Here is a 12,875-nt window from a genome sequence, read left to right on the forward strand (position 1 = left end):
AATAAACCAAAAGGTTAACTTTGCATTTTTGCAAAAATTATGTTAGACAAAGACAATACTATTGAAGTTCAAGGTGCTCGTGTTCATAACCTTAAAAATATAGATATCTCCATTCCTCGCGAAAAACTGGTTGTTATTACTGGTCTTTCGGGTTCTGGAAAATCATCACTCGCATTCGACACCATTTATGCCGAAGGGCAGCGCCGGTACGTTGAAACTTTTTCAGCTTACGCCAGACAATTTTTGGGAGGCTTGGAACGTCCAGATGTGGATAAAATAGACGGGCTTTCTCCGGTTATAGCTATTGAACAGAAAACAACTAGTAAAAGTCCCCGCTCCACAGTGGGAACTATTACCGAAATATATGATTTCCTTAGGTTACTTTATGCCCGTGCAGCTGACGCTTACAGTTACAATACTGGCGAAAAAATGGTCAGTTACTCAGACGAACAAATTAAAGACCTAATCACCCAAGATTTTACTAACAAACGCATTAATATTCTGGCACCAGTTATTAGAGCCCGAAAAGGGCATTATGGCGAATTGTTCCAGCAAATAGCAAAACAAGGATTCTTGAAGGTTCGCGTGAATGGGGAGGTCCGCGAAATTACGACGGGAATGAAACTGGATCGTTATAAAACCCATGATATTGAAATCGTTGTCGACCGAATGCTAGTTGAGCCAACTGCTGACAATGAAAAACGTTTGAACGAAAGCATTAATACGGCGATGCACCATGGTGACAATGTATTAATGATTTTAGATCAGGATTCTGATGAAGTACGGTATTTCAGTAGAAACTTAATGTGTCCTACAACGGGAATTTCTTATCAAAATCCGGAACCCAATTTATTTTCTTTCAATTCACCAAAAGGGGCTTGTGATCACTGTAACGGATTGGGAACGGTAAACGAAATCAACACAAAAAAAATTATTCCAAACCCTAAATTATCAATCAAAAATGGCGGTTTTGCTCCTTTGGGCGAATATAAATCTTCTTGGATCTTCAAGCAATTAGAAATTATTGGAGAAAAATATGGCTACAAAATCACCGATGCAATAGAAAAAATCCCAGATGAAGCGATGGAAATGATTTTGAATGGCGGAAAGGAAAAGTTTACTATAAACTCTAAAGATTTAGGAGTCGCTCGTGACTACAAAATTGACTTTGAAGGCATATCACATTTCATTAAAAACCAATATGACGAAAGTGGTTCGACAACTATCAAACGCTGGGCAAAGGAGTTCATGGACGAGATAGATTGCCCAGTATGTGAAGGCTCCCGATTGAAAAAAGAAGCCCAATTCTTCAAAATCAACGAAAAAAATATTACAGAATTATGTAATATGGATATTTCTGATTTGACTGCTTGGTTCCGTGATTTAAATACGCATTTATCTGACAAGCAAAAACGCATTGCAACTGAGGTTATCAAAGAAATAAACGATCGCTTGAACTTTTTGATGAATGTAGGTTTAGAATATTTGGCGTTAAGCCGAAGCTCAAAATCCCTCTCAGGAGGCGAAGCACAGCGCATCAGACTAGCAACTCAAATTGGATCACAATTAGTTGGAGTTCTATATATTCTTGATGAACCCAGCATTGGTTTACACCAAAGAGACAACGATAAATTAATACATTCTTTAGAACAATTACGTGATATAGGTAATTCAGTTATTGTCGTAGAACACGATAAGGACATGATTGAACGCGCTGACTATGTGATTGACATAGGTCCAAAAGCGGGAAAATTTGGTGGAGAAATCATCAGCCAAGGAACACCAGCTGAAACGCTAAAATCAAATACCATTACGGCTCAATATTTAAATGGGAAAATGAAAATTGAGATTCCAGCAAAACGCCGTGAAGGAAATGGCAAATTCATGAAATTGACGGGCGCAACTGGGAATAACCTTAAAAACGTATCTATTGAGTTGCCTTTGGGAAAAATGATTTGTGTAACTGGAGTTTCAGGAAGTGGTAAATCGACCTTGATCAACGGTACCCTTTACCCTATTTTGAACGCCTATTATTTTAATGGTGTAAAAAAACCACAACCATACAAAAAGATTGAAGGTTTAGAACTTATTGATAAAGTAATTAATATTGACCAAAGTCCTATCGGACGAACACCTCGTTCTAATCCGGCGACCTATACCGAGTTATTTACCGAAGTCAGGAATTTGTTTACCAAGACTTCAGAAAGTATGATTAGGGGTTATAAAGCGGGTCGTTTTAGTTTTAATGTAAAAGGAGGACGCTGCGAAACCTGCCAAGGATCAGGTGTCCGAACAATTGAAATGAACTTTTTGCCCGATGTTTATGTAGAGTGCGAAACATGTCAAGGCAAACGTTTTAACAGGGAAACCCTAGAAATTCGATTCAAAGGAAAATCGATTTCAGATGTATTGAACATGACTGTTGATGAATCGGTTCCGTTTTTTGAAATGATTCCTAAGATTTACCGGAAAGTAAAAACCATACAAGATGTAGGTTTAGGTTATATCACCTTAGGACAGCAAAGCACAACCCTTTCAGGCGGTGAAGCGCAACGAATCAAATTAGCAACTGAATTATCAAAAAAAGATACTGGAAACACTTTTTATATCCTTGACGAACCTACTACAGGCTTGCATTTTGAAGACATCAGGGTATTAATGGGAGTCATTAATAAACTAGTGGATAAAGGGAATACGATATTGATTATCGAACATAATATGGATGTGATCAAACTAGCGGATTATATTATAGATATTGGTCCTGAAGGCGGAAAAGGTGGTGGACAAGTAGTCGCCAAAGGTACTCCCGAAGAAATAATAAAAAATAAGAAAAGTTATACAGCGCAATTTTTGAAAAAAGAGTTACTTTAGTATCGAAGAGTACAAGCCCTCTTTGCAATGGCATCCTTTTGCTTGTTTCTTTAGCAAGCAAAAGATACAATGAAAAACAGGAAGAGCTCTAAAAAACTGCAGCAAAAAGATACGAATATGAGATTAGAAGATTTCGATAACGATGAGGATAAAATAATCCAAGATCGATTAAAACAAAAAAATTGGAACGAGATACGAACCAATGATAGTTGGGCTATTTTTAAAATTATGGCCGAATTTGTCAACGGTTATGAAAATATGGGACGAATTGGTCCTTGTGTTTCCATTTTTGGATCAGCCAGAACAAAACCAGAAGACAAGTATTATCAACTTGCTGAAAGTATTGCATTCAAAATCAGTAAAGCTGGTTATGGCGTCATTACTGGTGGCGGTCCTGGAATAATGGAAGCAGGTAATAAAGGAGCACATCTGGGTGGTGGAACCTCCGTGGGGTTAAATATCGTTTTACCCTTCGAACAGCATTTCAACCCTTATATCGACGGAGACAAAAATTTAAATTTCGATTATTTCTTTGTTCGAAAAGTGATGTTTGTAAAATATTCCCAAGGCTTTGTGGTAATGCCGGGTGGTTTTGGTACTTTAGATGAACTGTTTGAGGCCATCACCTTAATCCAAACAAAAAAAATAGCTCGATTCCCGATAATACTCGTGGGAACCAGCTTTTGGTCAGGATTAATCCAGTGGATAAAAACAGTTTTGATAGAAAAAGAACAAACCATAAGCCCAGACGATTTGAAATTAATTAAAATCGTAGACACAGAAGATGAAGTAGTAGAAGTTTTAGATAATTTCTATAAAAAATATAATTTGACACCAAATTTTTAAGCTTAAGGCTGGCTTTTGAACGGCTTTATTTATGCTCATTTAGCAACGATTGCAACTATTTTTTAAACAAATAAATTTCTATTATCAGGTACTAAATTTTAATCCACATTTGAAACCATTTTATAAATTTGCGGTTTATATTCTGTTTTTATTGATATCAGTAAAGCAATTCGCCCAACATCATTCCCAAATGATCGTTGAAGTGAATTCTGAAACCAAAACCCTGAATATTCAGCAGGAAATCACTTTTTTTAACGATTCAGAGGACTTCTTGAGTTCAATAGTTTTGAATGATTGGAACAACGCCTATTCGAATGTCAATTCACCGATGGCACAAAGATTTTCTGATGAGTTTTATCGCGGTTTCCATCTGGCAGCCCAAAAAGAATTTGGCAGCACTACAAACCTGACCATTATAGACGATGATAAACTGTTCCTTTCTTGGGAAAGAAATGAGGAAAACCCGGATATTATCACTGTTAATTTAAGAGATAGACTAGCTCCTAATCAGAAAATAAAGTTACACCTGACTTACATTGTTAAGGTACCCAGCGACAAGTTTACAAAATATGGCTACGACGATAACGGCGAAATGAACTTAAAGACCTGGTACCTCACTCCTGCCCGATATGAAAACCATGCTTTTATAAAATACAACAATGAGAACCTCGATGATATCGCCAACGGAGTTTCTGATTTTGACATAGACTTAAAACTACCAAAAGGCCTAGAAGTGACCACTGATTTAAATATCCTGGGTTCTATAAAAAAAGAAGATTATACAATTTACAGCTTATCCGGAAAAAATAGATCTGATTTCAGTCTATCTATAGAACCCAAATCCAGTTTTTACAGTTTTGATAATAAACCTCTTGAAGTAATCACTAATTTGAAAGATGAAAGAATCAGTGTTGCACAACAAGCGCTGGCAATTGATTGTATCGTCCATTTTGTAAATGATTTAATTGGAGAGTACCCATTTGATAAAATTGTGATTTCTCAGGCTGATTATGAACGTAACCCTTTTTATGGATTGAATCAACTACCTTCGTTTATCAGTCCTTTTTCGGATGAATTCACCTATGAAATTAAGTTCTTAAAAACGTACTTAAGCAGCTTCCTGAAAAATAGCTTGCGATTAGACCAAAGAAAAGATGCTTGGATATATGACGGAATTCAAGTCTATGCAATGATGAAGTATATTGAAGAAAATCATCCAAACACTAAAATGTTAGGCAATGCCGCCTCTTTCAAATTATTAAAAAGTTATAATTTAACAAACTTGGATTTCAACGAGCAATACAGCTATTTTTATATGTTAATGGCTAGAAAGAATTTAGACCAGCCTCTTGGAACCCCTAAAAACTCTCTTATTAAGTTTAATGAACAAATTGCAAGTAAATACAGGGCAGGATTAAGCTTAAGGTATTTGAACGATTATCTTGGAGGAAAAGTAGTAACCAACAGTATTCGCCAATTTTACTCAAAAAATAAAGAAAACCAGCTTGCCAGTATGAATTTTGAATCCATCTTAAAATCAAATACAAATAAAGACATCAACTGGTTTTTCAGTACCATTATAAATTCAAGAGACATCATCGATTACAAATTTGACGAGGTTTCTAAAACGAAAGACAGCGTTTCTTTTTCCCTTAAAAACAGAACAAAGACAGTAGTGTCAATGCCTGTTTATGGGATAAAAAATGGTGAAATCGTATTTAAAAAATGGTTAGACACAACAGTACAAGACAGCGTATTCACTTTGGAAAGAAAAGATGCCGACAAAATTGTGTTAAACTATAAAAATGAAGTTCCTGAATATAATTTAAGAAATAATTGGAAATCCTTAAAAGGCTTTTTTCCAAACAATCGTCCTATAAAGTTTGCTTTTATGAAGGACCTTGAGGATCCTTATTACAATCAAATACTCTATGTCCCCACTCTAACTTATAATTTGTACGATGGACTTTCGCCAGGCTTAAGACTGCATAGCAAAACACTACTAGACAAACCTTTTATTTTTGATATGAACCCCTCTTATTCCACAAAAGCAAAAACGTTTTCTGGTTCTGCAGTGTTGGTTTTTAATCAAAATTATAGAAATAGCAGCATGTATAATGTCAAATATTCGCTTTCGGGTAATTATTTTCATTATGCTCCAGATGCAACCTATCTAAAGATTAACCCCATGGTTCAGTTTCGAATTCGTGAAAATGACTTCAGGAATAATCGGAGCCAATTAATTCTCTTGCGTCAAGTATTGGTAAACAGGGAAAAGAGTGAAATTATAATAGAGAATTTCGCACAAAATTATTCAGTTTTCAATGCGAAATACTTCAATACTAACACGGAAATTACAAATCATTTAAGTTTTATGGCTGATGTTCAATTTTCGGAGAAATTCGGAAAAGTGGCGGCAGAATTTGAGTATAGAAAACTTTTTGAAAACAATCGACAAGTAAATCTACGCTTATATGCAGGTAGTTTTTTATACAATAATACCAATTCTGATTTTTTTAGTTTCGCTTTAGACCGGCCTACCGATTATCTTTTTGACTATGGATATTATGGGCGCTCCGAAAGCACTGGTTTCTTTAGCCAGCAATTGATTGTGGCCGAAGGTGGTTTTAAATCGAAGTTAGAAAACCCATATGCCAACCATTGGATTACTACCTTGAATGGGGGGTACAACATCTGGAATTGGGTAGAAGTATATGGAGACGTAGGTCTTATAAAAAACAAACGTCAGAGCGCACGCTTTTTGTATGACAGTGGTATCCGTCTGAATTTAGTGCCTGACTATTTTGAATTATACCTTCCTGTATATTCCTCTAACGGCTGGGAACTAAGTCAGAAAAATTACAACCAGAAAATACGATTTGTGATTACCTTATCGCCTAAAATATTAATCAATTTATTTAAACGAAAGTGGTTTTAATTACGACTGTTACTAGTCGTATATTGAATTATATGTAAATTAATAACTGATTAATGAGTAATTGTTTAAAAATAAATATATTAAGGGATGTTTAATTATCAATAATTTAATTATATTTATTTCAATGAATTATGAAAATCGCTAGTTTTTAATTAAATTTGCGAACCTAAGTTATACTTTTCAACTATGATAAAAGAAAAAACCAATACGACATTAACATTCGAAGATTTTAAAACAGAAGTCTTAAGCGACTACAAGATTGCTATAACAAGCAGGGAATGCAGTCTATTGGGACGTCGGGAAGTGTTGACCGGTAAGGCTAAGTTTGGAATTTTCGGAGACGGAAAAGAAGTTCCACAATTAGCAATGGCAAAATCTTTCAAAAACGGGGACTTTCGTTCTGGTTATTATCGCGATCAAACATTTATGATGGCGATAGGTCAATTGACAGTACAACAGTTTTTTGCTGGATTGTATGGAAATACAAATATCGAACAAGAACCTATGTCCGCCGGTAGACAAATGGGAGGTCATTTTGCCACCCACAGTTTGAACGAAGACGGTTCATGGAAAGACTTGACCAAACAGAAAAATTCTAGCGCCGACATTTCTCCTACAGCTGGACAAATGCCCAGATTACTGGGACTTGCACAAGCTTCCAAAATATATAGAAAGGTTTCCGGAATAACCAAAAAGTCCAATTTTTCAGTTGATGGAAATGAAGTAGCTTGGGGAACCATCGGAAATGCCAGTACTTCAGAAGGTTTGTTTTTTGAAACTATAAATGCAGCTGGTGTTTTACAAGTGCCATTGATAATAAGTGTTTGGGACGACGATTATGGTATCTCAGTCCATGCAAAACATCAAACCACTAAAGAGAATATTTCTGAAATCTTAAAGGGATACCAAAAGGAAACAAATACCAATGGTATTGAAATACTTAAAGTAAAAGGTTGGGATTATTCGGAGTTGATAGCCACCTATGAAAAAGCATCTGGTATCGCTCGTGAAAAACACGTTCCAGTACTTATACATGTTGACGAACTGACCCAGCCACAAGGCCATTCAAGTTCAGGCTCACACGAAAGATATAAAGATGCCGATCGTCTTGCCTGGGAAAAGGATTACGATTGTATAAGACAAATGAAGTTATGGATGGTTGCAATTGACATTGCATCTTCTGAGGAACTTGCTGAAATTGATTCAAATGCTAAAAAAGAAGTTCTTGAAGCTAAAAAAGCAGCATGGCGCCAATTTATCGATCCCATTGTTGCCGAACAGAAGGAGCTTGTTACTTTATTGGAAAAAGTAGCTTCTTCAAGTAACAACAAAGAGAGCATCACGAAAATTTCTGCTACTTTAAATCATATCAAAGATCCATTAAGAAAAGAGATCTTGGTAGCGGCACGTAAAACCTTGCGTCTTGTATTAAATGAAAGCGGGAAAGCGGAATTGTCGAATTGGATTACGTCTTACACGAAGAATGGTCAAGAAAGATTCAGCAGTCATTTGTATTCGCATTCTGATATGAACGTAAATACCGTAAACCAAGTATTACCTAAGTATACAAATAGTGCTAAAGAAGATACGGATGGTAGAATGATCTTAAGGGATAATTTTGATGCCATTTTTACAAAATATCCAGAAGCACTTATTTTTGGTGAAGATTCAGGAAACATTGGAGATGTAAACCAAGGTTTAGAGGGTATGCAGGAGAAATACGGTGAGCTCCGAGTTGCCGATGTAGGTATCAGAGAAGCAACAATTATAGGACAAGGAATTGGAATGGCATTAAGAGGCTTACGCCCAATTGCCGAAATCCAATACTTGGATTATTTATTGTATGCCATTCAAATCATCAGCGATGATTTGGCAACCTTACAATACAGAACGGGGGGCAGACAAAAAGCACCTCTAATCATAAGAACAAGAGGACATAGATTAGAAGGCATCTGGCATTCTGGATCTCCTATGGGAATGATAATTAATGCCGTAAGAGGTATTCACGTATTAGTTCCAAGAAATATGACTAAAGCGGCAGGTTTTTACAATTCCCTGTTAGAATGTGATGAACCAGCATTAGTAATAGAGTGCTTAAACGGCTATCGTTTAAAAGAAAAGATGCCTCTGAATTATGGTGAATTCAAAACCCCAATTGGAGTTGTTGAAACGATGAAAGAAGGAACTGACATCACTTTAGTTTCGTATGGTTCCACTTTACGATTAGTAGAACAAGCAGCTCAAGAGCTTCAGCAAGTAGGAATTGACTGTGAAGTGATTGACATACAATCATTACTTCCATTTGATATCAATCATGATCTTGTAAAGAGCATAATAAAGACCAATCGCCTTTTAGTAATTGATGAAGATGTTCCTGGTGGAGCATCTGCTTATATTTTACAACAGATAATTGAACAACAAGGCGGCTATAATCATTTGGACAGCAAACCACAGACTTTAACAGCAAAAGCGCACAGACCTTCTTATGGAACAGATGGAGATTACTTCTCAAAACCTTCCATTGAAGATATCTTTGAAAAAGTATATACGATGATGAATGAGGTTAATCCTTCAAAATATCCCAGTTTATATTAAATCTGTTTAACTAAAAAAATATCCCATTCTTAAAAAAGGATGGGATTCTTTTTTACATAGATAAAAGCAATATCTCAATAAGTGTTGAAAAAGACGCTACTGAGTTTAGCAATAAAAAAGAATTAAATGAAACTAATATTATTTTTGCTGGAAGTGATGCATCGATTGAAATCAAGAAATAACACTATTCATCTTAAATAAAAGTTATAAAGCCAGCATAAATTTTTTATGCTGGCTTTATAACTTTATTTTGCGATTATAAAAAAAGAACTATGACTATTTTAGAAGCAATACTAAAAAACACACACGGCGTTAAAGTAATAGATAGCTCGATCGATTATAAAAACTATGTTCATATCGACTTATCTCCGGTCAACCATGAATTATCAAAAATCGATATTAAAAGCGCAGTAAGTTTCGAAGAATATATTGAGCGTCATTTAACTTTAAATCAAGCTCTTGTAGCTTTTGGAGGATACAATGAAGAAAGAAACCTTTATCAACGCAGTAGCGTTTTCAAGAATGAAAAAACCGAAGAGCGGAATATACATCTCGGTTTAGACTTATGGATAAAAGCAGGAACTACAGTATTAGCGGCGCTTGACGGAAAGGTTCATAGCTATAATTTTAACACGGGTTTTGGGGATTATGGTCCCACTATCATATTAGAGCACCAGCTTGAAAATCAGATTTTTTATACATTATATGGGCATTTATCGTTAGATAGTTTAGATAACATCGCAATAGGAACTGTTTTCAAAAAAGGACAAGCATTTGCTATTTTGGGCGACGCAGCCATTAATGGTGATTATGCACCGCATTTACATTTTCAGATCATAAAAAACATAGCGGATAAGTTTGGTGACTATCCTGGTGTCTGCAGTAAAAAAGAGTTGCCTTTTTATCTAGAAAATTGCCCGGATCCAAACCTATTATTAAAAATAACAGCTTAAAAAAATGAAGAAAATAATATTTATACTGTGCTTGATTATCCTTGCTGGATGTAAAGCAAAAAAAGCAAAACCAATAACAAAAGTAGAGACGATCGAGGTTTTAAAGCCATTAGAGATAGAAGAACCTATAAAGCCTGGAGAACCTAAAATAGAAAAGATTGCTCTTTCAGGAGTTAACTTGAACCTTAAGGAAAAGGCCTACGAATTAGGAAAAAGAATGTTGATGACCTGTAACACTTCTAAATTCAGACCCTATAATGAAAGTGAAGCTACAGCATCTGTAATTAACAATATTACCGAGGATAGACTGTCTAAAACATGTGCTAATTACAGACAATGGTATGGCACTTTTAAAGACCTTGAATTAGTTGAGATATTTATAAACAATGTCGATCAAACCACCGTTTTCAGATATAAAGCTTTATATACCAAAAAAGTAGCTAATAAGGAACTTCGTGTATTCATGAATGATGAAAATAAAATTTCCTCATTAAGAACATTAGACTGGGTTGATGTTTATGATAACGAATAATCATAAATTAAGCCTTAATCGTAGGCTTCTGTAGTTTCAAAAAGGGTTAATCTACTTATGAGTTTACTTTTTAAAAAAAATTATAGTTAACTAGGATGCTGTATTAATGAATAACTCTAATGATGCATTTTATATTACGACTTACACTATTCTAAAAAACACTCGATCATCGAACAGAATCTATAAGTTTAAAAATACATCATTAGCTGTCTGTTAGTGGAAATATATAATTGACTTTATAACAACAACTTAAGTCTAAATCACAAGAAAAAAAATCAATTATTAATTCCTGTAAAAATTGGCTCTACCGAATTAAGAAACCGGATTGTTATGGCGCCAATGACAAGGTGTAGAGCAATAAAAAATATTCCGAACGAAGCTATGCTTGAGTATTATAAACAACGTTCAAGCGCTGGGTTAATTATAACAGAAGGAACGTCACCATCAGCTAATGGATTGGGATATGCCAGAATTCCGGGTATATTTAGTGAAAAGCAGGTTCAAGCATGGAAAAAAATCACAGAAGCAGTACATAAAAATGGAGGAAAAATATTTGTTCAATTAATGCACTCTGGAAGAATAAGCCATTCGCTTAATATGCCACTAGGATCAAAGATACTTGCACCCTCAGCAATAAAAGCAGCCGGACAAATGTGGACTGACTACAAAGAATTTCAAGACTTTGAAGTACCAAATGAAATGACTCAACAGGACATAATTCATGCGAAAACTGAATTTATATGTGCTGCAGAAAACGCACTATTTGCAGGTTTTAATGGCGTTGAACTCCATTCCGCCAATGGTTATTTACTAGAAGAATTCCTTTCGCCCATAAGTAATATCCGTGACGATAATTATGGCGGAAGTATCGAAAATCGATGCCGTTTTGTAATTGAAGTGACCAAGGCAGTAGCTGAAGCCATTGGCAAGGATAAAACCGCTATCCGGTTATCTCCCTATGGAGTGGCGAGCGATATGCCACACTATCCAGAAATAGACGAGACTTATGATTATTTGTCAAAAGAACTAAATGCTCTCGATATAGCGTACATACATCTTGTGGATCATTCTGCTATGGGGGCACCGCCAGTGCCCTTAGATATCAAAAAACAGATTCGGAAAAATTTTAAAAATACAATCATTCACTGTGGCGGTCACGACAAAAAAACTGCTGAAAGAGTACTTGAAGAAGGGCTTACTGATTTAGTGGCATTCGGAAGACCCTATATCAATAATCCTGATCTTGTTGAACGCTTCAAAAACAACTGGTCTTTATCACAGGAATTGAATACAGATTTATTCTACACAGCTGACGAAAATGGGTACATCGATTACCCTCTTTACAAGCCGTAATTTTCAGCTAATTTATTAGAGATAAGTATACCAATTCGAATCTTCATTCTGCTGCTACAATGAGATGTTGTCAAACAACAAGTTCAACAAGACTATTTTTAGGCTGCACATAAATCAAGTAATGACTAGCAGGTAAAGTTGCACCGATAGCTTCCAGTACTGAGTTATTATTCAATTCGTATTAGTACAATTAATTCGGGAGGAAAATAAAAATGGCTTAAAGTATCTATTAATGTAATTTAATAAAGATTACTAATTAGTATTTTTCTCTTGTTTTAATATTTTTCGGTTGAAAAAATTTGTTTTTAACTTAAAAAAAGTTGTTCATCTATTTATTGAATTTAAATATGACTGCAAACGAAAAAACTATTGTCAAATTCTATTCTGCTTTCGCTAAAGCTGACACTTCCACGATGACTGAATGCTACCATGCGAATATTACTTTCCGTGATCCTATTTTTGGATTGATAAAAGGAGACACCGTTTCACAAATGTGGAAAATGCTAATTGATAACTACAAAGCGGAATTAAAAATAGATGTCTCAGATATAAAAGCAGACGAATATGTCGGTTCAGCCAGATATACAGCACCCTACAGCTTTGGCAAAACCAATAAAAAAGTCGTTAATATCATCAATACACGTTTCCATTTTAAAGATGGGTTAATTATAAAACATACAGATGATTTTGACATATGGAAATGGTCCAAGTGTATTGACCCCTTAAATAATCGGACACAATTATAAATCAAAAACTATAATTTTGTACGATGGAAAAACGAAAATTC

At 35.2% G+C, this 12,875-nt stretch carries 8 protein-coding genes; all 8 read left to right on the forward strand.

Annotated elements, in window-relative coordinates:
• The first annotated feature begins 39 nt into the window (after positions 1 to 39).
• The 8 genes from uvrA to ACEN2H_RS10600 all read left to right on the forward strand — a co-directional run bounded on the left by uvrA (position 40) and on the right by ACEN2H_RS10600 (position 12,834).
• Complete coding sequence (uvrA, locus tag ACEN2H_RS10565; protein ID WP_441732309.1) at positions 40 to 2,871, forward strand: excinuclease ABC subunit UvrA; 2,832 nt, start codon at positions 40 to 42, stop codon at positions 2,869 to 2,871.
• Positions 2,872 to 2,988: 117 nt separating this feature from the next.
• The gene (locus ACEN2H_RS10570; RefSeq protein WP_441732310.1) at positions 2,989 to 3,717 is read left to right on the forward strand and encodes a TIGR00730 family Rossman fold protein; all 729 of its coding nucleotides are present in this window, start codon (positions 2,989 to 2,991) and stop codon (positions 3,715 to 3,717) included.
• 190 nt (positions 3,718 to 3,907) lie between these two features.
• A complete protein-coding gene (locus ACEN2H_RS10575; RefSeq protein WP_441732315.1) occupies positions 3,908 to 6,655 on the forward strand; it encodes an aminopeptidase in 2,748 nt (915 codons plus the stop codon).
• Positions 6,656 to 6,841: 186 nt separating this feature from the next.
• Entirely contained in the window at positions 6,842 to 9,250 is a 2,409-nt protein-coding gene (locus ACEN2H_RS10580) for an alpha-ketoacid dehydrogenase subunit alpha/beta (protein WP_441732311.1), read from the forward strand.
• Between the two features lie 272 nt (positions 9,251 to 9,522).
• Entirely contained in the window at positions 9,523 to 10,203 is a 681-nt protein-coding gene (locus tag ACEN2H_RS10585) for a peptidoglycan DD-metalloendopeptidase family protein (RefSeq protein WP_441732312.1), read from the forward strand.
• A gap of 4 nt (positions 10,204 to 10,207) precedes the next feature.
• Complete coding sequence (locus ACEN2H_RS10590) at positions 10,208 to 10,735, forward strand: hypothetical protein (RefSeq protein WP_441732313.1); 528 nt, start codon at positions 10,208 to 10,210, stop codon at positions 10,733 to 10,735.
• Between the two features lie 285 nt (positions 10,736 to 11,020).
• A complete protein-coding gene (locus tag ACEN2H_RS10595; protein ID WP_441732316.1) occupies positions 11,021 to 12,088 on the forward strand; it encodes an alkene reductase in 1,068 nt (355 codons plus the stop codon).
• Between the two features lie 347 nt (positions 12,089 to 12,435).
• Positions 12,436 to 12,834, forward strand: coding sequence for a nuclear transport factor 2 family protein (locus ACEN2H_RS10600; RefSeq protein WP_441732314.1), 399 nt, complete (start codon positions 12,436 to 12,438; stop codon positions 12,832 to 12,834).
• Positions 12,835 to 12,875: the final 41 nt, after the last annotated feature.

Origin of the sequence: Flavobacterium sp. W22_SRS_FP1 (genome assembly GCF_052113685.1) — a bacterium.
In the GTDB taxonomy this organism is placed as follows: Bacteria; Bacteroidota; Bacteroidia; order Flavobacteriales; family Flavobacteriaceae; genus Flavobacterium.

Coding starts and splice junctions, on each gene's coding strand:
- ACEN2H_RS10600 (WP_441732314.1), top strand. CDS start 12,436: ATGACTGCAAACGAAAAAACTATTGTCAAATTCTATTCTGCTTTCGCT.
- ACEN2H_RS10580 (WP_441732311.1), top strand. CDS start 6,842: ATGATAAAAGAAAAAACCAATACGACATTAACATTCGAAGATTTTAAA.
- ACEN2H_RS10570 (WP_441732310.1), top strand. CDS start 2,989: ATGAGATTAGAAGATTTCGATAACGATGAGGATAAAATAATCCAAGAT.
- ACEN2H_RS10575 (WP_441732315.1), top strand. CDS start 3,908: ATGATCGTTGAAGTGAATTCTGAAACCAAAACCCTGAATATTCAGCAG.
- ACEN2H_RS10585 (WP_441732312.1), top strand. CDS start 9,523: ATGACTATTTTAGAAGCAATACTAAAAAACACACACGGCGTTAAAGTA.
- ACEN2H_RS10590 (WP_441732313.1), top strand. CDS start 10,208: ATGAAGAAAATAATATTTATACTGTGCTTGATTATCCTTGCTGGATGT.
- uvrA (WP_441732309.1), top strand. CDS start 40: ATGTTAGACAAAGACAATACTATTGAAGTTCAAGGTGCTCGTGTTCAT.